The following is a 25,472-nucleotide window of genomic DNA, read 5'->3' as shown; positions in this document are numbered from 1 at the left end:
GCGCATGGCGCCTGCGGGTTAGCCTCCAAGCAGCGCATTGACACGCTCCACGAAATCCTCACCGCGCTTTTCAAAATTGTCGTACTGGTCAAAGCTCGCCGCTGCGGGCGCCAGCAACACGACGTCACCCGGTTCGGCCTCGGCGGCTGCGCGGGCGACAGCGACCTCCATCGCGCCACAGGCTTCGGCTTCGATGTCGGCCAGTTGCACCGCAAACCCGTCGGCCTCGCGCCCGATGACATAGGCTTTGCGCACATGCGCGAAACCCGGCACCAGCCCATCGAGCCCGCCGTCCTTTTGCAACCCGCCACAGATCCAGCGGATATTCTGAAAAGCCTGCAACGCCTTCAGCGCGGAATCCACGTTCGTCGCCTTGCTGTCATTGACGAAAGTCACGCCGTTGTTCTCAGCGATGATCTGGCTGCGATGCGGCAACCCGGCAAAAGACTTCATCGCCGCTTCGATCTGGCGCGGGGCCACGCCCAGCGCGCGCGCGGCCGCGTATGCGGCGCAGGCGTTCTGGTGGTTGTGCGCGCCCGGAAGCCCCTTGATGCCGCGCAGATCGATCGACGCCACCTGCTTGCCCTTGCGCCATTCGGTCAAGAACCCCTTGCGCGCATAGACAAGCCATCCCGGCCCGGTCAGCTTTTGCCCGGACGACACCTGGATCACGCGATCATCCCCCGGCCCTTCGGACAGCTGGTTGGCGATGTAGCGCCCTTCGTTCTCGTCCACGCCGATCACCGCCCGATCGGGCCCACCTTCGGCGAAAAGCCTCCGTTTCGCAGCGAAATATCCGCCCAATCCAGCGTGCCGGTCCAGATGATCCGGCGAGAGGTTGGTGAACACCGCGACATCCGGCGTCAGCGCGCGGGCAAGGTCGGTCTGATAGCTCGACAGTTCCAACACCACCACGTCGCCATCGCCCGGCGGGTCGATGTCCAGAACCCCACGCCCGATATTGCCCGCCAGCTGACTGTCGCGGCCCGATTCGGAAAGGATATGATGGATCAGCGCCGACGTGGTGGATTTGCCGTTCGATCCCGTCACGGCAATCACGCGGGGCGTCGTGTCGAAATGATCCCACCCTCCGGTCGCCAACGACCGGAAGAACAGACCGATATCGTTGTCCACCGGCACGCCAGCGGCCCAGGCCTTGGCGATGACAGGGTTCGGCGCCGGGTAAAGATGCGGGATCCCGGGGCTGACGATCAACGTCGCCACATCATCGAACGCCCCGTCGCGTGTGAGGTCGCGGGTCTCGAAGCCTTCGGCCTCTGCGGCATCGCGCGCCTTTGGGTTGTCGTCCCAGCAGATCGCGCCCGCCCCGCCTTCCCGCAACGCCCGCGCCGCAGACAGGCCCGACCGGCCCAAACCCAACACCGCCACCTGACGGCCTTCAAAACCCTGAACCGGGATCATTGCGCACCTCTTGAATGGTCCGCCAATCGCTACCGCATCTGCGCGCGGTGGGAAAGATCAGCCGTTGAGCTTGCGCAGCCGCGCGGTGACGGACAACCCGTGCGCCTCGAGCGATTCAGACCGCGCCAGCGTTTCCGCCGCAGGTCCGATGGCGCGCAACGCCTCGGGCGACATCTTGGCCAGAGTTGTCCGCTTGACGAAATCGAGCACTGATAACCCGGAGGAAAACCGCGCAGACCGCGCCGTGGGCAAAACGTGGTTCGGCCCGCCGACATAATCGCCAATCGCCTCGGGCGTCCATTGCCCAAGGAAGATCGCCCCCGCATGGGTGATATTGGCGGACAATGCGTCGGGATCATCGACGCACAGCTCAAGATGTTCCGGCGCGATCCGGTCACAGAGCGTTGCCGCCTCGTCGAGATCGCGCACGGTGATCACCGCGCCGAAGTCACGCCAACTGGCCCCGGCAATGGTGCGGCGTTCGAGCGTTTCCAACCGTTTCTCGACGGCCTCTGCCACGGCACGGCCAAACGCGGCATCCGTGGTGATAAGAAGTGATTGCGCGCTTTCGTCGTGTTCCGCCTGGCTCATCAGATCAAGCGCGATCCAGTCCGGGTCGTTGTCCCCGTCCGCGATCACGAGGATCTCAGACGGCCCCGCGATCATGTCGATCCCAACCTTGCCGAAGACCCGGCGCTTGGCCGCCGCCACGAAGGCGTTGCCCGGTCCAGTGATCTTGTCCACCGGCGCGATGGACTCCGTTCCATAGGCCAGCGCCGCAATCGCCTGCGCGCCGCCGATGCGGTAGACCTCGTCCACGCCCGCGATCCGGCACGCCATCAAGACCAGCGGGTTGATGACCCCGTCAGGCGTCGGCACGGTCACGGCAAGCCGTTTCACCCCCGCCACTTTGGCAGGCACCGCGTTCATCAGCACCGAGGACGGATAGCTTGCCAGCCCACCCGGTACATAAAGCCCTGCGGCCGATACCGGCGTCCAGCGCCAGCCCAGCGTCGCGCCCTGTGCGTCGGTCCACATCTCATCGGTCGGCAATTGCCGTTCATGATAGGCCCGGATGCGCTCTGCCGCCAATTCCAATGCGATCCGCTCCGCCTCGGGGACCTTGGCAATCTCGGCGTCGATCTCGGCCTCGGACACGCGCAACTGCTCCGCCGCAAGCTCCAATCGGTCGAACTTTGCCGTCAACTCCAGAACCGCCGCATCGCCGCGCTTGCGCACATCCGCAATGATCCCCGCGACGATGTCATCCACATCCGGGCTGTCCTCGCGCTTGGCGTTCAAGATCGCCGTGAAACGGGCGTCGAAATCGGCATCGGTCGTGGACAGGAACTGTGGCATCAAGCCCTCCGGGTCAGCTTTGCGGGGTACTTAGACCGCAGAGGCCGAACCCTCAAGCGCCGCGCGTCAGGTCGGACCCGTCCAGCGCCTTGATCATCAGGTAATCGTCCCGCCCTGCCCCGTCGATCAGAACCGACCGGGGCCTGCGCCCGAAGACATGAAATCCCATCGCCCGGTACAACGCCTGTGCGCCGGTGTTCTCCACGTCGACGCAAAGCTCCACCTGCTGCACACCCGCCTCTGTCAGATGGTCCAGCAGCGCATCCATCAAGGCGCGGCCAAAGCCTTGGCCCTGCGCGTCGGGATGGACGTAAAGCGGCCCTATGTCCGCCATGTGCCGCATGCGTTTCGGCGCACCTCGCCGCGTCGAGACGAAGCCCACCAAACGCTGGGCATCGTCATAGGCACCGAGCGTCAGATTGACCTCGAGCCCGCGCTCGACATCCTTGTTCGGGATCGCGCGGACCTCTTCGGCGCTGAACAGAAACGCGGTCGGCACCCGCATCAACCCGTCGGCCCAAAGCGCGCGAAACGCGGACAAGTCCTTCGGCGTCAGCCGCCGAACGGTCATTCCGGATGATCCGGCACCTTGCCAGACACGGCGGCGTAGGGCTTGGTCACATCGCGCAGCGCAACCTCAAGCTCTTCGACTTCCAGGCGGATCGCCCCATCTCCGGCCAGCGTCAGCAGCACGACGCCGCGACCGGCCTCGCTATCTTCGAAACTGACCGACAGCACGGAAAGGATTGTGTCTGCATCGCCCCGCGGCACGCCCTGGCTTGCCACCCGCACCACGTTTTCCACGGCCAGAACGGACTGCACCCGTTCGGGTTTGCGCCCGCCGCGTTCGGCGAGGGGGATGTCCTCCCACCGAATCCGGTTGAGCAGGATGCCGAACCGCTTTCTGCCGCGTTGCCATTGCATTTCCGTCGACGGAAACACCGCGTCCTGGCAGAGCGCCGACAGGACCTGCAAATCCTCGGCATCCATCGCGACCAGCCGAAGCGGCTTGGCCGCGCCATCTTCGAATGTGGCGTCCTGTGTCACTGTCCCGATACCCGCTCGATCTTGGCCCCGACCCCGGACAGTTTGCGCACGACATGCTCGTAGCCCCGGTCAAGGTGATAAACCCGGCTGACGATGGTCTCGCCCTCGGCCGCAAGCCCCGCAAGAATGAGCGATACTGACGCCCGCAAATCCGTTGCCATGACCGGGGCCCCCTTGAGGTGATCGACGCCCGTGACCTTCGCCGTTCCGCCATGCACGTCGATCTTGGCCCCCATCCGGATCAGTTCGGGCGCGTGCATGAAACGGTTTTCGAAGATCTGTTCTTCCAGAACGCTGGTGCCCGACGCGGTACACAAGAGCGCCATCATCTGCGCCTGCAAATCCGTCGGAAAGCCGGGGAACGGCTCCGTGGTGACATCGACCGCCGACAGCCGCCCATTCTTGCGCGCGACCTTGAGACCGTTCGGCGTTTCCTCGACCGAAATCCCGGCCGCATCCAGCTTTTCGCAAAACGCCGCGAGCAGGTCGATGGTGCCGCCGAGGCATTCCACCTCCCCGCCGCAGATCGCCGGAGCCAGCATGTAGGTGCCCAGTTCGATCCGGTCAGTGACGACGCGGTGGGTTGCACCACCAAGCTGGTCGACGCCTTGAACGGTGATCTCGGACGTACCTTCGCCCTCGATCTGCGCGCCCATCTTCTGAAGGCACCGCGCCAGATCGACGATCTCGGGCTCGCGCGCGGCGTTTTTCAAAACCGTCGTGCCCTTGGCAAGTGTCGCCGCCATCAGCGCGTTTTCGGTCGCGCCGACGGACACGAACGGGAAGTCCACGATCCCGCCTTTCAGCCCGCCCGATGGGGCCTTGGCATGAACGTATCCGTCCCGCAGATCCAGTTCCGCGCCCATCGCCTCAAACGCCTTGAGATGCAAATCCACCGGGCGCGCCCCGATGGCGCAGCCGCCGGGCAAGGACACCTCGGCATGGCCGAACCGCGCCAAGAGCGGCCCAAGAACAAGGATCGACGCCCGCATCTTGCGCACGATGTCGTAGTCCGCCCTCGTCGAAGTCAGGTCATGGCTCGACATCGCCAGCACCTGCCCGTCCTGCAAGGCCTGCACCTCTGCGCCCAGCGATTGCAACAGCGTCGTCATGGTGCGGATGTCGCTCAGCCGCGGCGCATTGGTCAGCGTCAGCGGCTCATCGCTCAGCAGGGTCGCGGGCATCAGCGTCAGGCAGGCGTTCTTGGCACCGGCTATGGGAATCTGCCCGTTCAGCGGGCCGTTTCCCGTTACGATAATCTGGTCCATTGGTACTAACTGCCCTCGCTCGTGTTTTTGTTCTGTTTTGTCTCATCCGAAGGTCCCGCCGACCGCGCCCGCGCCTGTGCCTTGCGCTTGGCCATATTCGCCTTCAGCGCGGCCTTGAGCCTGTCTTCCCGCGATGTCGCCGCCGTTTTGCCGGATGAGGATTTATGCGTCATGGCGTCTTCCTATCCCAGAGGCAAAAAAGGGTCCAGATTGCGCTTGCACCGATTTCCGTTTGCGTCTAATCACCCGCCACGCCGACACCGGCACCCGGCGCTGCTGTAGCTCAGAGGTAGAGCACTCCCTTGGTAAGGGAGAGGTCGAGAGTTCAATTCTCTCCAGCAGCACCATCTCCCATCAGATACCGGCAAGCTGCCAAAGCTGCGCGTCAGTTGAGACCGCGCAGATATTCCATCACCGCAGGGCGCACCGATTGTTCGCCCGCATCGCGCGCGTCGTGGATGACCTGGCGCACGTCATCCAGATTGCAGCGGCGGAGAAGGTGTTTCACAGGGCCGACGGACGCCGGGCGCATCGACAGGGAATGCAAACCGATGGCGGCAAGGCAAAGCGCTTCGACCGGGCGGCCCGCGTCTTCGCCGCAGAAGGACAGGCGTGTGTCGGTGGTCGCGCAGCGGTCGACGATGTTTTCCAGAAACGTCAGGAAGCTGACATTCAGCGTGTCATACCGGCGCCGCACCCGTTCGTTTTCGCGGTCGGCGGCAAAGAAGAACTGCTTGAGATCATTGCCCCCGATCGAGAGGAATTCGACCTCCTGGTAAAATTTGTTGCACGCAAAAGCGAGCGACGGGGTTTCCAACATCGCGCCGATTTCGAGCGATTCCGGAATCGCGTGACCCAGTTTCCTTTCGCGCGCCAGCGCCTTGTCCACCTCGGCGCGGGCGGCGGTATATTCTTCGTATTGGGCAACGAACGGGAACATGATCGACAGCGCACGCCCGTTTGCGGCGCGCAGAAGGGCTTGCAACTGCATCCGCATCACACCCGGCTTGTCGAGGCCCACGCGGATCGCCCGCCAGCCCAGCGCGGGGTTCGGTTCGTCCTCGGCCTTCATGTAGGGCAGCACCTTGTCCGACCCGATATCGAGCGTGCGAAACACAACGCGCTTGCCTTGGGCGGCATCGAGCACACGGGCGTAGAGCGCGGCCAGTTCGTTGCGTCTGGGCATTTTGCTTCGGACAAGGAATTGCAGCTCGGTCCGGAAAAGGCCCACCCCTTCGGCGCCAGAGCTTTCCAGCGACGGCAGATCCGCCATCAGACCGGCGTTCATGTCAAGGCGAATGGTCTTGCCGCACAGCGTCACCGCCGGTTTGTCGCGGATCGACGCGTAGCGTTCCTGCGCCTTGGCCTGCATCGCCATCTTGTCGCGGAAGGCATTGACGACGGTATCGTCGGGCCGCAAATGGACGATCCCCTGGTCGCCGTCCACCATCACGTGATCGCCGTTCAGCGCCTCGATCTGGATGCGTTTGGCATTGATCACCAGCGGAATGGCCAGCGCCCGCGCGACGATGGCGGCATGGCTGCCGACCGATCCCTCCTCGAGCACGATACCGCGCAATTGGCGCCCGTATTCCAGAAGCTCTCCGGGACCGATGTTGCGGGCCACGAGGATTGGGTTCTCCGGCAGGTCCGCACCCGTGCTGTTCCCCTGCCCGGTCAGGATCCGCAGCAGGCGGTTGGACAGGTCATCCAGATCCTGCAAACGCTCGCGCAGGTAGGAGTCGGTGGCCTGCATCATGCGCGCGCGGACATCGGATTGCTCTTTCTCGACGGCGGCTTCCGCACTCAGGCCGCGACCGATGTTTTCTTCCATCCGGCGCAGCCATCCCTTGGAGTTGGCAAACATCCGGTACGCTTCGAGCACCTGAACCTGCTCGGAATCGCCGGTCTCGCCGGAGGCGCCCGCCAAAAGCTGATCGACGCTGACGCGCAGGTTCTCCACCGCGTCGGTGAGGCGCTGGCGCTCGACATCCGGGTTGTCGCCAACGAGGTTGGTGACGACGACGCGCGGCTCGTGCAGCCAGACGTAGCCCTCCGCGCTGCCTTCCTGCCCGGTGATCCCACGGATCAGAACCGGCTGAGTGTGACGCGCCCGCAGTGCCGCGCCCTCGCCGACGAAGGCGCCAAGCTCGGTCATTTCCGCCAGCACCATCGCCACGACCTCGAGCGCATAGACCTCGTCCGCGCTGAATTCGCGGGCCTCTTTGGACTGCACGACAAGAACGCCCAGCTTTTCGCCAAGACGCTGGATCGGAACACCAAGAAAGCTGGAATAAATCTCTTCCCCGGTTTCCGGCATGTACCGGAAGCCCTTGGAGGACGGCGCATCGGCGGCGTTGATCACCTTGCCGGTCCGCGCAACGCGACCCACGAGGCCCTCGCCCAGCTTCATCCGCGTCTGGTGCACGGATTCGGGATTGAGGCCCTGCGTCGCGCAGAGTTCGAGCGTTTCATCGTCGCGGAACAGGTAGATAGAGCACACTTCCGTGCCCATGGAATCGGCGGTCAGATGGGTGATCTGGTCCAGCCGTTCCTGACCCGCGGCCTCGCTGGCCATCGTATCGCGCAGCCGTCCCAGCAGCTTGCGGCTTTCGCTTTCCGCGCGCTCAACCATACTCTGCCCCTCGCGTGCCGCCAGTCACGACAGCGATGGTGTCGCGGTCAGGCAGCCTTTTCCAATTCAAACGCATCATGCAGCGCCTGAACGGCAAGTTCCATGTATTTCCGGTCGATTAGTACGGAAATCTTGATCTCGGAGGTTGTGATGACCTTGATGTTGATCCCCTCTTTGGAGAGCACCTGGAACATCTTTGCGGCAACGCCTGTATGGCTTCGCATCCCGATCCCGACGACGGACACCTTGGCCACGGCGGTGTCGGCCACGATGTCGTGGAAATTGATGTCACCGCGCTCTTTCGCGTCGACCATCGCCTTTTCCGCGCGCTGGACCTGATTGGTCGGGCACGAGAAGGTCATGTCGGTGCGCCCCTCCTCCGAGATGTTCTGCACGATCATGTCCACGTTCACGCCCGCCTCCGACAGCGGCGTGAAGATCGCCGCGGCGATCCCGGGGCGGTCGGCGACCGACACCAGCGTCATCTTGGCTTCGTCGCGCGAATAGGCGACGCCTGCGACCACATTGCTTTCCATGATGTCCTCCTCGTCGCAGACCAATGTCCCTGCGTCGTCCGATTGTTCCTCGAAACTGCTGAGCACGCGCAGCTTCACCTTGTATCGCATGGCCAGTTCCACTGACCGGGTTTGCAACACTTTCGCGCCCAAGGACGCGAGTTCCAGCATTTCCTCGAACGCGATCCGGTCCAGCTTGCGGGCCTTGTCGCAGATGCGCGGGTCGGTGGTGTAGACGCCATCGACATCTGTGTAGATATCACAACGCTCCGCCTTGAAGGCCGCCGCAAAGGCGACAGCGGTCGTGTCCGACCCACCGCGGCCCAGCGTGGTGATCCGGCCCTCCGGGCTGATCCCTTGAAAGCCCGCGACGACGGCCACCTTCATGCCTTCGCCGAACTTGCGCGTGATGTTGTCTGGGGGAATATCCTCAATCCGCGCCGCCGAATGCGCCGAAGTGGTCTTGACCGGCACCTGCCAGCCCTGCCAGCTGCGCGCCGGGATGTCCATTTCCTGCAACGTCAACGCCATCAGGCCAGCGGTCACGTTCTCACCCGACGAGACCACCGCATCGTATTCGCGCGCATCGAACAGCGGCGAGGTTTCCTCGACAAAGCCCACCAGCTTGTTCGTCTCGCCCGACATGGCCGACACGATGACGATGACGTCATAGCCCTTGGACACCTCGACACCCACGCGTTTCGCCGCGCGCTTGATCCGATCAAGCGTGGCAACGGATGTTCCGCCGAATTTCATCACGAGAACGGGCATAAGGCCTCCCGGGTCAGACTCAGCGGTCCTTTACGTTGGGGAGCGGTGCCGCGCAAGAGCGGTGCGTGTTGCGATGCCTTTACGTGTCCCGATAGTCAACAGCGTTGAAGGTGCCCGCGTTCAGATGCGTTTCCTTCCCGGGAATCACATCGGTGTTCTGCGCCGCCACCGCCTGCCAGCCGATCTGGGTCCGGCGCAACACGAAGATCAGGATGGTCTGCCGATCTCCGGCGACGGTGCCATCGGGGGCCGTCTGGCCCGACAGACGAAATCGGCAATGCACAACGGCATGATCCGGGCCAAGCTGGCGCACAGTGGTGACACCGGGCGTGAGGCGTGTGTTCGAGAAGAACGAGGTCAGCGCATAGTCATGCGCTTTGGAAATCGCCGCGCGGTCCCGCCACCACAATCCGGTGACGTTCACGAAATCTGCGTCTTCGGCAAAGAGCGACCCGATGCGCGCACCCTCGCGGCTGTGCCAAGCGTCGGCAAAGGCTTTCGGAAAATCCTCTGGGGTCGTGACCGTCAAAACGGCATCGCGTCGCCGTTCCACGTCTCGAAACAGCCCGTGCTGTCCAGAGACAGCGCGTCGAACCGGTGCAACAGTCCGGCCGCCGACTCCTCGGTGCCGATGCTGGCCGCGCTTGTCCCCATATCCGTCCGCACCCAACCGGGGTGATAGATACCCACGGGAATGCCCTGCGGTTTGAGATCAACGGCAAGGTTGCGCCCGAGGTTCAGCGCCGCCGCCTTTGACGCCCGGTAGATATAGCTCTGCCCACCCGCACGTTCGCTCGATCCCATCTGCGACGAGATGATGGCGATCTTCGGCGCGTCGCTGCGTTTCAGATGCGACAGGAACGCCATCGCGGTCAGGTACACTCCCGTGACATTTGTCGCAAACGTGTCGGCCCACATTTGCGTGTCTGTCAAACTGTCGGCCTGCATGCCTTTCTCAAGGTAAATGCCCGCGTTGCACACCAGAAGATCGATGGGCGTGTCGCTCAGTCGCTCCGCCAACGCGGCACAGCTTTCGGGGTCGCGCACGTCGAGCGGCAGCAACTCGGCGTGATCCGTGCTTCGCGTGGTTCCAAAAGCCGTGTCACCCCGATCCTTTGCCGCCGTCAAAAGGGCCGCGCCAATTCCACGATTGGCACCGGTGATCAGTATGGTCATCAATTCGACTTTCGCGTTGGGGTGAAGGGCAATGGGGCGATCGGCACACCGTCCTCGACCAGCTTTTTTGCTTCGTCGCCGCGCGTCTCACCCCAGATCGGACGCTGCGGCGCATCGCCGGAATGGATCGCCCGCGCTTCGGTCGCGAAATTCGTGCCGACGTAATCCGAGTTCTTTTCGACGTATTTCTTCAGCTCGGCCAATGCCTGTTCCGCCGGACTGGCCGGCGCCGACAATTTCGGGGCCTTTGGTCCCTCTTCACCCTTCTCCGCCTTGCTGACCCGTGGCGCCATCATCGCCTTGCTCACTTCGGGCGATCCACACACCGAACAAGTGACCATGCCGGCAGCCAACAGCTTGTCGAACGCCGATCCCGACTGGAACCAGCTGTCGAACTGATGGTCGTTTGTGCATTTCAGCGTGAACTGAATCATCATGTGGCCCGTGATGGAAGATCTGTGGGTGTTATCATGTTCTTGTTGAAAAATAATCTCTTTCGGTGGGACATCAAGCATCCAGCACGCGGGCAACCTCCCGCATCAACCCGTCAAGATCGGTCTCCTGTCGCAGCGCGCGTTGCGCCGCGGCCCCCATCCCGGCCTGCCGCTCAGCCGGAGCAAACGCGATCAAGGCTTCTGCAAGCGCGTCCCCATTCGCCACACAGCGCGCCGCATCGTTCGCAGCAAGACGATCATAGGCGGCCCGGAAATTCGCGGTATCCGGGCCGTGGACAATCGCGCACCCGAACGCCGCCGGTTCATAAGGCGTGTGGCCCCCACGATCACTCCAAGACCCGGCAACGAATGTGACCCCCGAAAGGGCGTACCACAGATGCATCTCGCCCAACGTGTCCACGAGATAGACCTGCGCATCGGCGGGATCTTCGCCCAGACTGCGACGCGCACAGGTCAGACCGGCCGCCGCGATGAGGTCGACAATGGCATCAGCCCGCCCTGGATGTCGCGGCGCAAGGATCAGTTTCAGCGACGGACGCTGCGACAGGGCCAACCTGTGCGCCGCCAGAACGCCCTCCTCATCCCCGTCATGGGTCGATGCCGCAAGCCACGTGTTCTCACGCTGAAACACCCGACGCAGTCCTGCATCCGGTTCCGCCTCCGGCGCGATATAAAGCGCTTTCAGATCAACCACCGGGCCAAGCGCGTCGGGATCCAGCCCCAACTGCACGAACCGCTCCGCCGACCCGCTGTCCTGGGCGGAAAGATACCGCACCCGGCCCAGCACCCGGGGCACCAGTGTATCGAACCGCGCCCAGCCTTTAGCAGACCGTTCCGTCAAACGCCCGCCAAGCACGACAACTGGTCCCAGCGTCAGCAACACGCGCTGAGGCCACAGATCGGATTCGAGTGTGATATGCGCCCCAATGCCCCAATTCCGGATCATCCGTCGCGTCGGACCGACAAGATCCATCGGCGCAAGACGCACCTGCGTGTGCGCGAGCCCCCAGCCCTCACCAAGCGCCAGCGCGCTGTCCGTGTTCACCGTGATCAACAGATGCCGCCCCTCGGCGATCAACCGCTCGATGACCGGCCGCGCCGATGTCAGTTCTCCGTTCGATGCCGCATGCAGCCAAATCCGGTCCCGCACCTCGGGTGCCGCCACCGCTCCCAACCGCGCCTTCACAGCAGCCCAGTCCCGCGCAAGGACGCGCGACGCGATCTCCTTCGCGGCCAGGATGGTCATCAGGAATCGGTATAAAAGCACGTGAGCTCCAGTCGGCTCAGGCCGTCTTGCGCGTTTTCGAGATATAGTAGCTGCCCGGCGGAATGGTCAGCGTGCCTTGGATATGCCGTTCAAGGATTTTCAGCAGGATGTGATTGTCGAACCGTTCTTCCGCGACCTTCCGCGCGCGCATCGACATTTCCATCGGGTTCGGCACCGCGATCGCGGTCGCGATCGCTTCGGCAAAGCCTGCCTCGTCATGCTCGTCCACCAGGAACCCGGTCTCCCCCTCGTCGATGGCTTCGGGAATTCCGGCGTGACGCGTGGACACCGTGATACACCCGCAGGCCATCGCCTCCTGGATGGCGGTGGGCAAGCCTTCGGTATTGCCGTCCCGCGCCGTGACCGAGTGCTGAAGGAAGAACTGCGTGCTCATCAACCGGTCACGCACCGTGTGATGCGGCTGTGCGCCGTGAAAGCGCAGCTTTTTCGCGACGCCCAACTCTTCGGCAAGCGTCCGCGTCGGCTCCATCAAGGGACCATCGCCGATGAAATCCAACCGGGCCTCCGGCACGTCGCGTGTCGCCTTGGCGAACGCCCGCAACGTCGTCATCGGCGCTTTCTTCTCCACGAACCGCCCGACGGCCAGAAAGCTGAGCGGCACCTTGGCCTGTGGCGCAAACCGCCGGATATCGACACCGGACGGGATCACGGTGCTGTTGGGATGCGAAATCCCGTGCTTGTCGAGGTTTTCCAAGAGGAACCGCGACACGGAAAACACCCCCGCCAGGCGCGGCATCATCTTGCGATAGGCCGCCCGCATCCGCTCGGTCCGGATCGCCTTTGACGCATCGGTGCCGCGAAAGTAGGTAAAGATCGGGATATCCAGCGCATTGGCCAGCGGAGCCAGAGCAAGCGCCTGCGTTCCGAACTCGGCCAGAATGACGTCGACCCGTTCATCGCGCAGGAACTTGACCAACGCGTCCTTGGCCTCACCGAACGGAAGCCGCGACGTGCCGTGCTGTACCCGGTTGCGCAAGAGCCACCAGGGCGCCAACACAATATCCCGCCCGGACAGCCCGTCGCGCCGCACGAAATACGGCTTGCCATAGGGATTATCGCCGCGGAACCGGCCACACACCACAACCGTATTGCCACCGAACAGATGCTCGATGTGGCGGTTGATGAACGTCTCGCCGCCAAGGTGATATTCGCCAGTTGCGATGGCTACGCGCATGAAATATGGCCCGAAAGAAACCCGAGCCTTTAGGTATCAGCGCATCATGGCACCAGCAAGGCGGAACGGCCACGAACCGTCCCCCACGTTCCTTGCGCCCGTAAGAAAAGCGCCGAAATTCAGGGCGGGACCGCGATTGACTAGTTGCTCGAGCTTGTCATCTTAGGACCCAGCGAAATTGTCGAAAAACGCGACAGCCATGCCATGTTGATCGAGATCGGTGACAGGCATGCCATTGGCCGCCACTGCATTTGATTTTTCCACCGCCCGCCATCGTCAGGACACTGGCAGATGTCACATCGAACTGCGAAGCGACTGTCGTGAAGTGCAACAGCATTTCGAAGCCATCGCCATTTCTTCGTTCGCGAAAACGACAAATCCAGTCTTATCGCATCCCTGTTGATCTCGGATACGTCCTGACCGCTCGTCCGGCAAAGCGCATACACGCCGCTCTATCGCCAAGAACTGTGCATAGTGGCTCCCATCGGTTCAACGCCATTCGGTCGCGGCGGCCCGCACGTCAACAGCACGCCCCAGCCGTTCTGGCCAGTCGAAGTCGGGTTTTCCGACCTGCGTGCTGTTGATGCGTTTGCGGGCGGACGGATGCGTTCTGGTCCGGTGCCGGATCATGAAGTGGCCCAAAGCGCCCCGTCCGCTCATGCCCCCGAATTCATCCGGGAACAGGCCCAATTTGAGCCATTAACGTTAAGATATGGTGAAGCGGGTGCGCGATTAACGCGATTTTCAGACGGTTTTCACCGCGCGGCGCAATTCCGCGACCAGCAGAGTCTCGGACAGGCCGCTGTCGATCGCCAGACGACGCAGCCCGAAATGCACGTGCGCCATTTCCTGGTAGTAGCTGGTATAGGCGTAATTCGTCGCCGCACCCGCTGCCGCCCCCAGGATCGGAACGGTCTGAGCGGCCAGCTTCTGGCCCAGCACCGTCGCCAGCCTTGGCGCCACCGATTTCACGATCCCATGCACCGCCGTTCCCGTCAGCGTCACCCGCGTTGTCAGGAATGCCATGTTGGCCCCGTCATCATCCGCCAGCGGCCCGGCGCTGGCAAAGACGGTCAAGCAGTCGGCCAGCACGTCGGGGTCGTTCGGGTCGAACTCATACTCCGCCGCGATGCCCTGAATGGCGCGCAGCAGAACCGTCGTCGTCACCGGAAGCTCGGCCAGCGCCGTGGGCAATCCGCCCGCTCCGCCGACGGCGCCCATTGCTGTCGTGAGGGCGGTGTTGAGCCAGCCCTTCTGGTCCGGCACCACGCCACGCGATTGTTTCGCAGCTTGCAAGGCAACCCGCAGAGCCCGCTCGGTCGCGCCTTCGAGACCCATCTTCACCGGGTCCGGCAACCGTTCGAGCAGGTTCTCGGCCCGCCCTCCGATCATGTTGAGCACTTGCAACCCCACCCCTCCGGCGGCCTTGTGGCGACGGGCAAGAAGGGCGATGGCGGTCTGGGTGTCCAGAGGGACAAGATCGGTTCCGGTCATACCGTACAATTTGGGATGTTTGCCGTACGGTTCAAGCGTCGCGTTCCACCAGCCCGGTCACGCCATCCCAAGCACCCGGCTCGAGCTCGAGCCCCAGTACCCGGTCGGGGTTGGTCGGCGGCGGCATTTCGACCCCGTTCAGTCTGGTGAATCCGAAACGCCGATAATAGGGCGCGTCGCCGACCAGCAGCACCCGCGCCCAGCCTTCGTGCTGCGCTTGGTCGAGGCTGTCCCGAATGAGCGCACCACCCAGCCCTTCGCCCTGCGCCGTGGGGTGCACGGCCACCGGACCAAGCAACAGAACCCGCTGCCCCGACACCCTGACGGGCCAATACCGGATCGCTCCACCCAGGATGCCCTCACCATCTCGTGCGACCCGCGACAAGGACGCAACCGGAGAAATGTCCTCGCGCAACCGGTAGGACGACAAGGCGGTGCGCCCCGGCGCGAAACAGAGGTCGTAAAGGGCTTCGACCTCCCACCAATCCTCTTTGGTTTCAGGGCTCAGGGTGAACATGACACCGCTCTTCGTTGACGCGCGGCACACCCCCGTGCATTCCGCTGCGAAACGGCCTATCACGCAAGCTAACAATCGGCAAACAGGGAGCTTTCCCCAGATGTTCTACCGCCCGGAAGACGGCCACGGCCTGCCACACAACCCGTTCAACGCCATCGTCACCCCCCGCCCCATCGGCTGGATCTCGACACGCGGCAGTGACGGGCAGGACAACCTCGCGCCCTATTCGTTCTTCAACGCAGTGGCCTATGTGCCGCCACAGGTGATGTTCGCCTCGACCTCGGCCAAGCGCGACCGCGGCGACACGAAGGATTCGGTGGCCCAGATCAGGGACACAGGCGTTTTCGCGGTGAACATCGTCGAATACGCCATGCGCGACGCGATGAATCTGACATCAGGAGCCTGGGACCGCGACGTGGACGAATTCGCGCATGCGGGGATCGACAAGGCGGAATGCGAAACCATCGACTGCCCCCGCGTAGCCAACGCGCCCGCGACATTGGAATGCAAGCTCACCCAGATCTTGCAGCTCCCCGGCGAGGCCAATTTCGCCGTCTTCGGCGAAGTCACCGGCGTGCACATGCGCGACGACTGCATCAAGGACGGGCAGTTCGACGTGCTCAGCTTCAATCCGCTCAGCCGCATGGGCTACCGCGACTACACCGTGGTGCGCGAGAAATTCAGCCTCAAGCGCCCCGGCGAGGAATAGGTCACGTCTTGCACACCCAGGGCTCCGCCCATTCTCACCTCAAACCATCCCCCAGATGGTTTGTGTGCCAAAGGCACAACCGGTTCGAATTGTTTCGCGCGCGAAACATTGGGTCCGATCCGGTCCTTTAACAAAAGGTAAACACCACATGGCCGTCAAACGACTTCTCACCGAATTCGGCATGGGCACATCGCTGCGCAGGCAGGACTATACCGAAGCCGCCTCGCGCGCCGTCAAGGATGCGCTGTGGCACAATTCGATCAACCTGGCAGAACTTTACGGCAAGGATAAATCCGACATGCAGATCACGGTCGAGGTCGGCGTGCAGACCCCCGATGCGGTAGATACCGATGCCATCGCCGCGATCTTCCCCTACGGCCAAGTCACTGTGATTGCACGCAAAGGCGGACTCGACGTGCCGCGCGGCGATGGCGGCAAACCAACCGTCATCGCCAATGTCGCGATCTCGGTCGCGCTCGATCTGGAGGGCGCGGCATGACCGATCAACGCTTCATCATCGAAATGGGCATGGGCAACGACCAGTACGGCATGGATTACACCAAGGCCGCCGCCCGCGCGATCGAGGACGCGATCCGGCATTCGTCGATCCCGCTGTTCGACGCCACTGGCCTGCCCCATGACGCGATGCGCGTACAGGTGACGGTGGGCGTCGCAGAACCCGACAAGGTCGATTGCGCCGAGCTGGCCAAGGGCCTTCCGCGTGGACGCGCCACGGTCACGGCAGTGGAAGGCGGGTTGAACGTCACCAACCCCGACAGCGGGTCCACCCTGGTGATCGCCACCGCCGCGGTCGAGGCGTTCTTGCCGCGCCAGAGCTAGCTTCGCTTGATGCAGGGCCTCACCGCTGCGAGAGTGCGATGGAACAGGGACGGAGACAGCGATGGCATCTCGCAAACTGGGCGTAATCGGCGGATCGGGACTTTATGCCGTCGACGGGTTGCAAGACGCGCACTGGCAGAGCGTTGACACACCGTGGGGCGCGCCCTCGGACGACTTGTTCTGCGGCACGCTGGACGGTCTGGAGGTCGTCTTCCTGCCCCGCCACGGTCGCGGCCATATCCACAGCCCCTCGGACGTGCCCTACCGCGCCAATATCGACGCGCTCAAACGGCTGGGGGTGACGGATGCCATCAGCGTCAGCGCCTGCGGGTCTTTCCGCGAAGAGATGGCCCCCGGCGATTTCGTCATCGTGGATCAGTTCATCGACCGCACCTTTGCCCGTGAGAAAAGCTTTTTCGGAACGGGCTGCGTCGCCCATGTGTCGATGGCGCACCCAGTCTGTGGCGGGCTTGGCACGCTCTGTGCTGAGGCGGCGCGCGATGCAGGCGTGACGGTGCACCACGGCGGCACCTATCTCGCGATGGAAGGCCCGCAATTTTCGACCCAGGCCGAGTCATATCTCTACCGCGACCAGTGGGGCTGCGATGTGATCGGCATGACCAACATGCCCGAAGCGAAACTCGCCCGCGAGGCGGAGCTGTGTTACGCCAGCGTCGCGATGGTGACCGACTATGATTGCTGGCATCCCGGCCACGACGCTGTGGAAGTCTCCGACATCATCCGCGTCCTGACCAGAAATGCCGACGCGGCGCGCCGGATGATCAAGGCGCTCCCCGCGCTTCTGGGAACCGACCGCGCCCTCTGCCCGCAAGGCTGCGACCGGGCGCTGGAACACGCGCTCATCACATCGCCCGAGGCGCGCGATCCCGAGATGATCAAAAAGCTGGACGCCGTCGCCGGTCGCGTGCTTTCTGGGCCGAACGCCGCGATAGGATAACACACCATGACGCTCGACCTCTGGCTGACCTTCGTCGCCGCCTCCACCGCCCTTCTGCTGATCCCCGGCCCCACCGTTCTGCTTGTGCTGTCCTACGCGCTGAGCCAGGGCAAGCGGGTCGCCATCGCGTCGGCGAGCGGTGTCGCCCTGGGCGATTTCATCGCGATGAGCCTGTCGCTGGCTGGTCTGGGCGCGCTGGTGCTGGCGTCGGCCACGCTCTTTACCGTGCTGAAATGGATCGGCGCGGTCTACCTCGTCTGGTTGGGCCTCAAGCTGTTGCGCGCCGCCCCCAGCGCCGCGCTGCCCGTGACCGACCGTGATGTGCAGCCTCGCGCGGTGTTCTCCCATGCCGCCATCGTGACGGCGCTGAACCCGAAATCCATCGCGTTCTTCATCGCCTTCGTGCCGCAGTTCATCACCCCTTCGGCACCGCTTCTGCCGCAATTCGCGATCCTGGTCGCCACCTTCGTGGCACTCGCCGCGTTCAACGCGTTTGCCTACGCGCTGGCCGCCGACCGCCTGCGCGGCTGGATCGGGCGCGAGAGCGTCATCACCTGGCTGACCCGCGCCGGCGGCGCCACGCTCATTGCCATGGGCGCGCTGACCGCCATGGCCCGCCGCACCACCTGAGGACATCATGACCCCGACCAAAACCGTCAAAGACTACATCCGCACCATCGTCGATTTCCCGCACGAAGGGATCATGTTCCGCGATGTGACCACGCTCTTCGCCGACGCGCGCGGGTTCCGCATGGCCATCGACCAGTTGCTGCACCCCTACGCGGGTGTCCGCTTCGACAAGGTGGTGGGGCTCGAGGCGCGGGGCTTTATCCTCGGCGGCGCCATCGCGCATCAGCTGTCGGTGGGCTTCGTGCCGGTGCGCAAGAAGGGCAAGCTGCCCGGTGCCGTAATCTCCGAAGAATACACGCTGGAATACGGCGAAGCGGTGGTCGAAATCCACGATGACGCGATCCAGCCGGGCGAAAAGGTGCTTCTGGTGGACGACCTGTTGGCCACCGGCGGCACGGCAGAGGCCGGGCTGAAGCTGATCGAACGGCTGGGCGGCGAAGTGATCGGCTGCGCCTTCATCATCGACCTGCCCGACCTCGGCGGTCGCAAAAAGCTCGAGGCGATGGGCATGGATGTGCACGCGCTTTGCGATTTCGAAGGTCTCTGACGCTTCTTCTTTTTCTAAATATGCCGGGGGTTTGGGGGTGGAACCCCCAAGCGCTTCGCCGGACACCGCGCTGAACATCCGGCCAAGGGACGCAATCCTGCGAAGGATTGCACCCGAATTTTTTACGAAATTCGGCCCCGCCTCAGACGATGGTCGCCTCGGTCGCCGCGCGCAGCTCGTCTTCGGTCACGCCGTCAGCGGTCTCCACGATCTTCAGCCCGCCCTCGACGACATCCAGAACCCCCAGATTGGTGATGATCCGGTCCACCACGCCCGCGCCGGTCAGCGGCAGGGTGCATTCCTTCAAAAGCTTGCTGTCGCCGTGCTTGTTGGTGTGATCCATCACGACGATCACGCGGCCGACACCCGCGACGAGGTCCATCGCTCCGCCCATGCCCTTGACCAGCTTGCCCGGGATCATCCAGTTCGCCAGATCGCCCTTCTCGTCCACCTCCATCGCGCCAAGGATCGCCATGGCGATCTTGCCGCCGCGGATCATGCCGAAGGACGTCGCGCTGTCGAAATACGACGTGTGCGGCAGTTCGGTGATCGTCTGCTTGCCCGCGTTGATCAGATCGGGGTCTTCCTCGCCCTCATAGGGGAACGGGCCCATGCCCAGCATGCCGTTTTCGGATTGCAGCGTCACGGTCACGCCTTCGGGAATGTAATTCGACACGAGCGTCGGGATGCCGATGCCGAGATTGACATACATGCCGTCCTTCAGCTCCTGTGCCGCGCGTGCAGCCATCTGGTTGCGGTCCCATGCCATAGTGGTTGTCCTCTTGTTTGCCGTATACGCCGCAAGCTGCGACTTTATCCTTTGAAATCCGTGAACCCGACGGGCACGTCGATCATCACCACGGTCCCCGCCGCGCCGCGCACCACGTTGAGCGTCGCATCGAGCCCGTCCAGCAATGACGCCACCAAACGCCCTCCGACCGAGTCGGCCGAGGGGAAGTTGATCTTGCGCGGGATGCCCACGCCATCATCCGAAATGGTCATGCGCAGCCCCCCGGCGGCGAGCCGATTGACGCGCAATTCGAGATAGCCTTGGTCCAACCCGTCGAAAGCGTGCTGAAACGCGTTCGATACCAGCTCGAAAGTGATCAGGGCCACGCGGATGGCCGTATCCAGATTGACCTCGAGCGGCTCCACCAGCGACACGAAGCGCACGCCGGGACGGCCTTCGTTATGGGCGATGGTGTGCGAGATGCGCGACAGCAAGGAGCCGAGGTCGATGCCGTCGCGGTTCCACTGTTCGTCCGCCAGCTTCATCTCTTCGTAAACGAATTGCAGGCATTCCAGCCGCCGTGGCAGCACATCCAGCATACGCAGCCGGCGCTTGTTGTCCTCGGGCGTGGCGGGGCTGTCCCCTTCATTCGGCCCGACCAAGGAGCTGACGATCAGCCCCAGATCCTGTCCCACCCGCGAACAGACCAAGTCGAGATGCAGACGCGTCGCCTCCGAAGCGCGGTCTTTTTCGTCGTCGCGCAGTTCCTTCTGAATCCCCAGAAAATACAACGGGCTGCCGCTGCCATCATTGATCGGCGCGATCAGCAGCCGGTTCATGAACGCCTCACCCGTGGCGCGGTAGTTCAGGATGTCGACGGCGATATCTTCCCCGGCCTCGAGACCGTCGCGGATCATCTGGATCGCCTGCGGATCGGTGTCCGGCCCCTGAAGAAAGCGGCAATTGCGTCCGACCACCCGCGACCTCTGGTAGCCGGTGGTGCGTTCGAAGGCGTCGTTGATGTAGACGATGGGATTGTCGTCAGAATTCGGATTGGTGATCACCATCGCCACACTGAGCCGGGAAAACCCGGCCAGTGCCTGACTGTCGTCAAGAACAGATGTCAGTTTGGGTTTCTCGACAAATCGTTCCACGGTGATGCGTATCGTTTCCCTGATCAGGCCGCCGGACGCGGGCGCGTGGTGCGTTGCTCGATGCGCTTTTCGTGCTGGCCTTGGATGATGCGGTGGACGTAGATGCCCGGCAGGTGAATGTGATCGGGATCAAGCTCTCCGGGCTCGACGATCTCTTCGACCTCCATCACGCAGAGCTTGCCGCACATCGCCGCCGGCGGATTGAAGTTTCGCGCGGTCTTGCGGAAGACAGCGTTGCCGGTGGTGTCGGCTTTCCACGCCTTCACGATGGAAAGATCGGCGAAGATGCCCTTTTCCATGATGTAGGTCTCGCCGTCGAAATCCTTGTGGTCCTTGCCCTCGGCGATCACGGTGCCCACACCGGTCTTGGTGTAGAACCCAGGAATGCCCGCGCCACCGGCGCGCATCCGTTCGGCCAAGGTGCCCTGGGGATTGAATTCAAGCTCCAATTCACCGGACAGGTATTGCCGCATGAATTCGGCGTTTTCGCCGACATACGAGCTGATCATCTTCTTGACCTGACGCGTCTGCAACAGGATGCCGATGCCAAAATCGTCGACCCCCGCGTTGTTCGACGCAAAAGTCAGATCCTTCACGCCGCTGTCGCGGATCGCCTCGAGCAGCAATTCGGGAATCCCGCTCAGACCGAACCCGCCCGCAGCAATCAACATGCCGTCGGTCAGAACGCCATCCAGCGCTTCGGCTGCCGATCCATAGACCTTTTTCATTGGTATTCCCCCGTATTCAACGCCCCGCCGTTTTGGCGTGTCGCGCGGGGTAAGTCAACGGCAGCGGCGGGGGCTTTTGGATGTGTCAACTTCGCACATTATCGGCGAAGTTGACACTTTCCGAGGCGCGACGTCCGCGCCAGCGCGATGGGTCAGACCAGACGGACCTGCGTGCCGATGGGGACCAGAGCGTAAAGCTCTTCGACCTTCTCATTGAAGAGCCCAATACACCCGTCAGAGGATCTGCGGCCGATCTTGCGCGTGTCGTGGGTGCCGTGGATCAGATAGGCGGGCCAATCGAAATAGAGAGCATGGGTGCCAAGCGGATTGTCCGGCGCGCCACCGGCAACGGGCCTCCAGTCCGGGAACCGCTCCATCTGTGACGCCGTCGGCGTCCAGGATGGACCCACCTTCTTCCGCACGATCTCGGTGTAGCCGCGCCGGGTCAATTCATCGGTCTTGGGCACCGAGGTCGGGTAGACGCGATAGTCGCTGCCATCCGCGTTCCAGTAATGCAGCGCCCGTGAAACGGTATCGCACACGATGGCGCCCTTGCCGAGGGTCTCGAAATGATCCCGCCAATCCTGCTGCGCGAAGGACGAGATATTCCGGCGGTTGAACGCGTCTTCCTCCTGGGCCCTCAGCAAGCCGGGTGCGGCCAATGCTGCGGCCGCGCCGCCCAGAACGAACCGGCGTGAAAATCTGTCTATGCTCATGATGCCTCCTGCTCAGTTTTGTGCTCTGAGCACTTCTTGCACAAGGGCCTTGGGCATCACCAATCACAATGATTTCAGCCGGATGTGTGCAGCTTTTCGCGCAACATCACTTCTTGGCAGAGGCTTTCTTCGCGGACGATTTCTTGGTCGCCGCCTTTTTGGCAGGAGCTTTTTTCTTGCCGCCCTTTTTTGACGCCTTCTCCGCGATCAGCGCGACAGCCATATCCATGGTTACGTCGTCGGGCTCCACGTCTTTCGGCAGGGTCGCGTTGACCTTTTCCCACTTCACGTAGGGCCCGTAGCGGCCTTCCATGACCGCGATCATGCCGCCGTCCTGCGGGTGTTCGCCCAGTTCCTTGAGCGGCTTGGCGGCAGCACCCCGCCCCCGACCGGGATTGGCGCGCTTCTCGGCCAAGAGTTCGACAGCTCGGTTCATGCCGATCTCGAAGACGTCCTGGAATTCCTTGAGATTGACGTAGACCGGCTTCGCCTCGTCCGGCAGCTGGTGCATGATATAGGGGCCGAAGCGGCCAAGGTTCGCCTTCACCTCGCCGCCATCAGGGTGCATCCCCACGGGGCGCGGCAGGGTCAGCAGCGTGACCGCCTTTTCCAAAGTCATATCGTCGGGCGACCAGCCGGGCAGGTAATCGCCCTTGGCCTTGGGCAGACTGGCGCGCGGTGGCTTCTTGTTCTCGGGCGTCGCTTCGCCGCGCTGCACGTAGGGGCCGAAGCGACCGGATTTGAGCCAGATCTCCTCGCCCTGATCCTCGCCCAGCACGCGCTCGTCACCCTCGGCCCCTTCGCCCGCAATGGGACGGGTGTAGGTGCATTCGGGGTAATTGCCGCAGCCCACAAAGCCGCCGGTGCGCGATGTCTTGAGGTGCAACCGCCCCTGCCCGCATTTCGGACAGATGCGCGGATCGCTGCCATCCTCGCGAGGCGGATAAAGCTGGGGCGCAAGCGCGTCGTCCAGCACATCCAGCACCTCGGTGATGCGCAGGTCCGAGGTTTCGGCGATGGCAGCGGAAAAATCGCGCCAGAACCGGGCGAGCAATTCCTTGTAGTCGCCCTCGCCCGCGCTCACGTGGTCCAGCTCGTCCTCGAGCGCGGCTGTGAAATCGTATTCCACGTAGCGCTTGAAGAAATTGAGCAGGAAGATGGTCACGATCCGGCCCTTGTCCTCGGGGATCAGACGGTTCTGTTCCTTGCGGACATATTCACGATCCTGGATCGTGGTGATGATGCTGGCATAGGTCGACGGGCGGCCGATGCCCAGTTCTTCCATCTTCTTGACCAGCGTCGCCTCGGTATAGCGCGGCGGCGGTTGGGTGAAGTGCTGATCGGGCGTGATGCTGCGCTTGTCGGCCTTTTCGCCTTCGGAGATCTGCGGCAGCCGCTTGTCGTCGTCATCGACGACGGCATCATCGCGACCCTCTTCGTAGACACGCAGGAACCCGTCGAAAAGCACAACCTGGCCATTGGCACGCAGCACGACCTGACCATCGGCGCTTCCCACATCGACCGTGGTGCGTTCAAGGCGCGCCGATTCCATCTGACAGGCCAAGGTGCGCTTCCAGATCAGGTCATACAGCTTGCGCTGGTCCGCATCGCTGATCTTGAGGCTTTGGGCATCCTTGGCCATGTCCGTGGGGCGGATACATTCATGCGCTTCCTGCGCGTTCTTGGCCTTGTTCTTGTAGATGCGCGGGCTTTTCGGCACGTATTCATTGCCGAACCGATCCTTGATCGCCGCGCGCGCCTGATCGACGGCCTCGGGCGCCATGTCGATGCCATCGGTTCGCATGTAGGTGATGTGCCCGGCCTCGTAGAGACGCTGCGCCGCGTTCATCGTCTGGCGCGCGCCCATGCCGAACTTGCGGCTGGCTTCCTGCTGAAGCGTGGAGGTCATGAAGGGCGCAGACGGGTTGCGCGAGGCGGGTTTCGCCTCAACCGATTGCACGGTCAGGTCACGGCTGGTGATCGCCTGAACCGCCAGTTCGGCCTGGGTTTCGTTCTCGAGATCATAGCGGTCGAGCTTCTTGCCCGCCAGAACGGTCAACCGCGCTTCGTATTCCTGGCCGCGCGGCGTGGCGAGCAACGCTTTGACCGACCAGTATTCCCGCGCGCGGAAGGCTTCGATCTCCATCTCGCGCTCGACGATGAGACGCAGGCAGACCGATTGCACGCGCCCCGCCGACCGTGCCCCGGGCAGTTTGCGCCAGAGCACCGGCGACAGATTGAACCCGACGAGATAGTCGAGCGCGCGGCGGGCGAGATACGCCTCGACCAGCGGCGCGTCGATGTCGCGGGGATTGGCCATAGCTTCGGTCACGGCCTGCTTGGTGATGGCATTGAAGGTGACGCGTTTGACGTCGGTGGTCTTCTTGATCGCGCGGCGCTTGGTCAGTGCCTCTTTCAGATGCCAGCTGATCGCTTCCCCCTCGCGATCGGGGTCCGTCGCGAGGATGATCGCGTCGTCGGATTTCAGCGCCTCGGCGATGGCGGCCACATGTTTGCGCGAGTCGGCGGCGACCTCCCATTTCATGTCGAAGCCGTTTTCGGTATCGACCGATCCGTCCTTTGGCGGCAGATCGCGGACGTGCCCGTAGGATGCCAGAACGGTGTAGTCAGACCCCAGATACTTGTTGATCGTCTTGGCTTTCGCCGGGGATTCGACAACGACTACGGGCATAAAAAAGGCACCTTCCTACATGAACTTCATCGACGCGGTTCGGCTGCATATGGCCGGGCAGCATGTGGTGTGCAAGAACCAATTGTCAATTCGATAGCGGTTGGTCCGGCGTTGCTCCGCGACCTTGCGAAGCACCGATGGGTCAGTGGTTTCGAAGTCTCGACGACCATCCATGGCATCTGTCGCGACGTAAAAAGCCGCCCGTGGAGCATTTCCAGGGCGGCTTCTGTAAAAGCGAAATATCTTTGGTCGCGTCAGCCGTCGTCGTCGTCGTCGTCCGAGGAGTCGCTGTCCGAAGAGCCGCCACTCGAGGAGCCGCCGTCCGAGCCGTCAAAGTCCGTGCTCATGTTGTCGCTTTCCGAAATGATCCCGGTGCTCTCCGGCGTCCGGTTGTCCATTTGGGGCACCACGACATTCTGACCGATGATCGTGCCGTCCTTGGCATAAATCGGCGTTGTCGTCTGCGCCATGGGCTCAGGTTCGTTGGAACAGGCTGCAAGTGCCAGTGCGGAAAGACCGCATGCGACGAGCGTAACTCTCTTGGACATAATTCAAATCCCTTCGTTTCATTTTTGGCGGCGAGCACAGCAATTCGTTTGCGTCGACACCGCCACCTTGCATGATAACCGCAATGAAGACAAAGGGTT

28 protein-coding genes and 1 tRNA gene are annotated in these 25,472 nt (G+C 63.0%); 7 read left to right on the top strand and 22 right to left on the bottom strand.

The window, feature by feature from the left end; all coding sequences use genetic code 11:
• Window positions 1-18 precede the first annotated feature (18 nt).
• The 6 genes from murD to Q1B16_RS03870 are packed head-to-tail and all read right to left on the bottom strand — an operon-like array spanning window position 19 to window position 5,269.
• Entirely contained in the window at window positions 19-1,422 is a 1,404-nt protein-coding gene (murD, locus tag Q1B16_RS03895; protein WP_299784906.1) for a UDP-N-acetylmuramoyl-L-alanine--D-glutamate ligase, read from the bottom strand.
• Between the two features lie 57 nt (window positions 1,423-1,479).
• The gene (gene hisD / locus Q1B16_RS03890) at window positions 1,480-2,781 is read right to left on the bottom strand and encodes a histidinol dehydrogenase (protein ID WP_299784905.1); all 1,302 of its coding nucleotides are present in this window, start codon (window positions 2,779-2,781) and stop codon (window positions 1,480-1,482) included.
• A gap of 52 nt (window positions 2,782-2,833) precedes the next feature.
• The gene (locus Q1B16_RS03885) at window positions 2,834-3,352 is read right to left on the bottom strand and encodes an N-acetyltransferase (RefSeq protein ID WP_299784904.1); all 519 of its coding nucleotides are present in this window, start codon (window positions 3,350-3,352) and stop codon (window positions 2,834-2,836) included.
• Window positions 3,349-3,828, bottom strand: a complete 480-nt coding sequence (locus tag Q1B16_RS03880; RefSeq protein WP_299784903.1) for a DUF2948 family protein — start codon at window positions 3,826-3,828, stop codon at window positions 3,349-3,351. The genes Q1B16_RS03885 and Q1B16_RS03880 overlap by 4 nt, the downstream gene beginning before the upstream one ends.
• On the bottom strand, window positions 3,825-5,096 hold the full coding sequence (murA, locus tag Q1B16_RS03875) for a UDP-N-acetylglucosamine 1-carboxyvinyltransferase (protein ID WP_299784902.1): 1,272 nt from the start codon (window positions 5,094-5,096) through the stop codon (window positions 3,825-3,827). The genes Q1B16_RS03880 and murA overlap by 4 nt, the downstream gene beginning before the upstream one ends.
• Window positions 5,097-5,101: 5 nt before the next feature.
• Window positions 5,102-5,269, bottom strand: coding sequence for a hypothetical protein (locus Q1B16_RS03870; protein ID WP_299784901.1), 168 nt, complete (start codon window positions 5,267-5,269; stop codon window positions 5,102-5,104).
• 99 nt (window positions 5,270-5,368) lie between these two features.
• Between Q1B16_RS03870 and Q1B16_RS03865 the strand changes: the two genes are divergently transcribed.
• Window positions 5,369-5,443: transfer RNA gene (locus Q1B16_RS03865), tRNA-Thr, on the top strand.
• A 38-nt stretch (window positions 5,444-5,481) separates the two neighbouring features.
• On the opposite strand, the gene ptsP is transcribed toward Q1B16_RS03865, so the two are convergent.
• From ptsP to Q1B16_RS03815, 10 genes are all read right to left on the bottom strand, one after another.
• Window positions 5,482-7,731 (bottom strand): phosphoenolpyruvate--protein phosphotransferase, encoded by a 2,250-nt coding sequence (ptsP, locus tag Q1B16_RS03860; RefSeq protein ID WP_299784900.1) that lies wholly within the window; start codon window positions 7,729-7,731, stop codon window positions 5,482-5,484.
• A 47-nt stretch (window positions 7,732-7,778) separates the two neighbouring features.
• Window positions 7,779-9,017, bottom strand: coding sequence for an aspartate kinase (locus Q1B16_RS03855; protein WP_299784899.1), 1,239 nt, complete (start codon window positions 9,015-9,017; stop codon window positions 7,779-7,781).
• Between the two features lie 79 nt (window positions 9,018-9,096).
• Window positions 9,097-9,546, bottom strand: a complete 450-nt coding sequence (locus Q1B16_RS03850; RefSeq protein ID WP_299784898.1) for an SgcJ/EcaC family oxidoreductase — start codon at window positions 9,544-9,546, stop codon at window positions 9,097-9,099.
• On the bottom strand, window positions 9,543-10,193 hold the full coding sequence (locus tag Q1B16_RS03845) for an SDR family oxidoreductase (RefSeq protein WP_299784897.1): 651 nt from the start codon (window positions 10,191-10,193) through the stop codon (window positions 9,543-9,545). Before Q1B16_RS03845 ends, Q1B16_RS03850 begins: the two co-directional genes overlap by 4 nt.
• On the bottom strand, window positions 10,193-10,627 hold the full coding sequence (locus Q1B16_RS03840; RefSeq protein WP_299785980.1) for a DUF1178 family protein: 435 nt from the start codon (window positions 10,625-10,627) through the stop codon (window positions 10,193-10,195). Before Q1B16_RS03840 ends, Q1B16_RS03845 begins: the two co-directional genes overlap by 1 nt.
• Window positions 10,628-10,700: 73 nt before the next feature.
• Entirely contained in the window at window positions 10,701-11,915 is a 1,215-nt protein-coding gene (locus Q1B16_RS03835) for a glycosyltransferase N-terminal domain-containing protein (protein ID WP_299784896.1), read from the bottom strand.
• A 16-nt stretch (window positions 11,916-11,931) separates the two neighbouring features.
• Window positions 11,932-13,110, bottom strand: a complete 1,179-nt coding sequence (locus Q1B16_RS03830) for a glycosyltransferase (protein WP_299784895.1) — start codon at window positions 13,108-13,110, stop codon at window positions 11,932-11,934.
• A gap of 489 nt (window positions 13,111-13,599) precedes the next feature.
• Entirely contained in the window at window positions 13,600-13,770 is a 171-nt protein-coding gene (locus Q1B16_RS03825) for a hypothetical protein (protein ID WP_299784894.1), read from the bottom strand.
• An 84-nt stretch (window positions 13,771-13,854) separates the two neighbouring features.
• Window positions 13,855-14,604 (bottom strand): EcsC family protein, encoded by a 750-nt coding sequence (locus tag Q1B16_RS03820; RefSeq protein ID WP_299784893.1) that lies wholly within the window; start codon window positions 14,602-14,604, stop codon window positions 13,855-13,857.
• A 31-nt stretch (window positions 14,605-14,635) separates the two neighbouring features.
• Complete coding sequence (locus tag Q1B16_RS03815; protein WP_299784892.1) at window positions 14,636-15,121, bottom strand: N-acetyltransferase; 486 nt, start codon at window positions 15,119-15,121, stop codon at window positions 14,636-14,638.
• Window positions 15,122-15,221: 100 nt separating this feature from the next.
• Between Q1B16_RS03815 and Q1B16_RS03810 the strand changes: the two genes are divergently transcribed.
• From Q1B16_RS03810 to Q1B16_RS03785, 6 genes are all read left to right on the top strand, one after another.
• The gene (locus Q1B16_RS03810; protein ID WP_299784891.1) at window positions 15,222-15,830 is read left to right on the top strand and encodes a flavin reductase family protein; all 609 of its coding nucleotides are present in this window, start codon (window positions 15,222-15,224) and stop codon (window positions 15,828-15,830) included.
• A gap of 148 nt (window positions 15,831-15,978) precedes the next feature.
• On the top strand, window positions 15,979-16,329 hold the full coding sequence (locus Q1B16_RS03805) for a Lin0512 family protein (RefSeq protein WP_299784890.1): 351 nt from the start codon (window positions 15,979-15,981) through the stop codon (window positions 16,327-16,329).
• On the top strand, window positions 16,326-16,670 hold the full coding sequence (locus tag Q1B16_RS03800; RefSeq protein WP_299784889.1) for a Lin0512 family protein: 345 nt from the start codon (window positions 16,326-16,328) through the stop codon (window positions 16,668-16,670). Before Q1B16_RS03805 ends, Q1B16_RS03800 begins: the two co-directional genes overlap by 4 nt.
• Before the next feature lie 61 nt (window positions 16,671-16,731).
• Complete coding sequence (locus Q1B16_RS03795; protein WP_299784888.1) at window positions 16,732-17,628, top strand: S-methyl-5'-thioadenosine phosphorylase; 897 nt, start codon at window positions 16,732-16,734, stop codon at window positions 17,626-17,628.
• Window positions 17,629-17,634: 6 nt separating this feature from the next.
• Window positions 17,635-18,258, top strand: coding sequence for a LysE family transporter (locus Q1B16_RS03790; protein WP_299784887.1), 624 nt, complete (start codon window positions 17,635-17,637; stop codon window positions 18,256-18,258).
• Between the two features lie 7 nt (window positions 18,259-18,265).
• Entirely contained in the window at window positions 18,266-18,805 is a 540-nt protein-coding gene (locus Q1B16_RS03785) for an adenine phosphoribosyltransferase (RefSeq protein WP_299784886.1), read from the top strand.
• 142 nt (window positions 18,806-18,947) lie between these two features.
• Here the strand turns inward: Q1B16_RS03785 and Q1B16_RS03780 are convergent, their stop codons facing one another.
• From Q1B16_RS03780 to Q1B16_RS03755, 6 genes are all read right to left on the bottom strand, one after another.
• Entirely contained in the window at window positions 18,948-19,574 is a 627-nt protein-coding gene (locus Q1B16_RS03780; protein ID WP_299784885.1) for a CoA transferase subunit B, read from the bottom strand.
• Window positions 19,575-19,618: 44 nt separating this feature from the next.
• Complete coding sequence (locus Q1B16_RS03775) at window positions 19,619-20,689, bottom strand: PAS domain-containing protein (RefSeq protein ID WP_299784884.1); 1,071 nt, start codon at window positions 20,687-20,689, stop codon at window positions 19,619-19,621.
• 23 nt (window positions 20,690-20,712) lie between these two features.
• A complete protein-coding gene (locus Q1B16_RS03770) occupies window positions 20,713-21,417 on the bottom strand; it encodes a CoA transferase subunit A (RefSeq protein ID WP_299784883.1) in 705 nt (234 codons plus the stop codon).
• A gap of 152 nt (window positions 21,418-21,569) precedes the next feature.
• A complete protein-coding gene (locus tag Q1B16_RS03765; protein ID WP_299784882.1) occupies window positions 21,570-22,133 on the bottom strand; it encodes a L,D-transpeptidase in 564 nt (187 codons plus the stop codon).
• Window positions 22,134-22,239: 106 nt separating this feature from the next.
• Window positions 22,240-24,825, bottom strand: coding sequence for a type I DNA topoisomerase (gene topA / locus Q1B16_RS03760; protein WP_299784881.1), 2,586 nt, complete (start codon window positions 24,823-24,825; stop codon window positions 22,240-22,242).
• 254 nt (window positions 24,826-25,079) lie between these two features.
• On the bottom strand, window positions 25,080-25,373 hold the full coding sequence (locus Q1B16_RS03755; RefSeq protein ID WP_299784880.1) for a hypothetical protein: 294 nt from the start codon (window positions 25,371-25,373) through the stop codon (window positions 25,080-25,082).
• Between the last annotated feature and the right edge of the window lie 99 nt (window positions 25,374-25,472).

The organism is uncultured Marivita sp., assembly GCF_947488135.1.
GTDB lineage: Bacteria > Pseudomonadota > Alphaproteobacteria > Rhodobacterales > Rhodobacteraceae > Marivita.
The sequence above is the reverse complement of the archived record's forward strand: the minus strand, read 5'-3'. Positions and strand labels throughout refer to the sequence as shown.

Coding starts and splice junctions, on each gene's coding strand:
- murD (WP_299784906.1), bottom strand. CDS start 1,422: ATGATCCCGGTTCAGGGTTTTGAAGGCCGTCAGGTGGCGGTGTTGGGT.
- hisD (WP_299784905.1), bottom strand. CDS start 2,781: ATGCCACAGTTCCTGTCCACGACCGATGCCGATTTCGACGCCCGTTTC.
- Q1B16_RS03885 (WP_299784904.1), bottom strand. CDS start 3,352: ATGACCGTTCGGCGGCTGACGCCGAAGGACTTGTCCGCGTTTCGCGCG.
- murA (WP_299784902.1), bottom strand. CDS start 5,096: ATGGACCAGATTATCGTAACGGGAAACGGCCCGCTGAACGGGCAGATT.
- Q1B16_RS03870 (WP_299784901.1), bottom strand. CDS start 5,269: ATGACGCATAAATCCTCATCCGGCAAAACGGCGGCGACATCGCGGGAA.
- ptsP (WP_299784900.1), bottom strand. CDS start 7,731: ATGGTTGAGCGCGCGGAAAGCGAAAGCCGCAAGCTGCTGGGACGGCTG.
- Q1B16_RS03855 (WP_299784899.1), bottom strand. CDS start 9,017: ATGCCCGTTCTCGTGATGAAATTCGGCGGAACATCCGTTGCCACGCTT.
- Q1B16_RS03845 (WP_299784897.1), bottom strand. CDS start 10,193: ATGACCATACTGATCACCGGTGCCAATCGTGGAATTGGCGCGGCCCTT.
- Q1B16_RS03840 (WP_299785980.1), bottom strand. CDS start 10,627: ATGATTCAGTTCACGCTGAAATGCACAAACGACCATCAGTTCGACAGC.
- Q1B16_RS03830 (WP_299784895.1), bottom strand. CDS start 13,110: ATGCGCGTAGCCATCGCAACTGGCGAATATCACCTTGGCGGCGAGACG.
- Q1B16_RS03825 (WP_299784894.1), bottom strand. CDS start 13,770: ATGAGCGGACGGGGCGCTTTGGGCCACTTCATGATCCGGCACCGGACC.
- Q1B16_RS03820 (WP_299784893.1), bottom strand. CDS start 14,604: ATGACCGGAACCGATCTTGTCCCTCTGGACACCCAGACCGCCATCGCC.
- Q1B16_RS03815 (WP_299784892.1), bottom strand. CDS start 15,121: ATGTTCACCCTGAGCCCTGAAACCAAAGAGGATTGGTGGGAGGTCGAA.
- Q1B16_RS03810 (WP_299784891.1), top strand. CDS start 15,222: ATGTTCTACCGCCCGGAAGACGGCCACGGCCTGCCACACAACCCGTTC.
- Q1B16_RS03805 (WP_299784890.1), top strand. CDS start 15,979: ATGGCCGTCAAACGACTTCTCACCGAATTCGGCATGGGCACATCGCTG.
- Q1B16_RS03800 (WP_299784889.1), top strand. CDS start 16,326: ATGACCGATCAACGCTTCATCATCGAAATGGGCATGGGCAACGACCAG.
- Q1B16_RS03795 (WP_299784888.1), top strand. CDS start 16,732: ATGGCATCTCGCAAACTGGGCGTAATCGGCGGATCGGGACTTTATGCC.
- Q1B16_RS03790 (WP_299784887.1), top strand. CDS start 17,635: ATGACGCTCGACCTCTGGCTGACCTTCGTCGCCGCCTCCACCGCCCTT.
- Q1B16_RS03785 (WP_299784886.1), top strand. CDS start 18,266: ATGACCCCGACCAAAACCGTCAAAGACTACATCCGCACCATCGTCGAT.
- Q1B16_RS03780 (WP_299784885.1), bottom strand. CDS start 19,574: ATGGCATGGGACCGCAACCAGATGGCTGCACGCGCGGCACAGGAGCTG.
- Q1B16_RS03770 (WP_299784883.1), bottom strand. CDS start 21,417: ATGAAAAAGGTCTATGGATCGGCAGCCGAAGCGCTGGATGGCGTTCTG.
- Q1B16_RS03765 (WP_299784882.1), bottom strand. CDS start 22,133: ATGAGCATAGACAGATTTTCACGCCGGTTCGTTCTGGGCGGCGCGGCC.
- topA (WP_299784881.1), bottom strand. CDS start 24,825: ATGCCCGTAGTCGTTGTCGAATCCCCGGCGAAAGCCAAGACGATCAAC.
- Q1B16_RS03755 (WP_299784880.1), bottom strand. CDS start 25,373: ATGTCCAAGAGAGTTACGCTCGTCGCATGCGGTCTTTCCGCACTGGCA.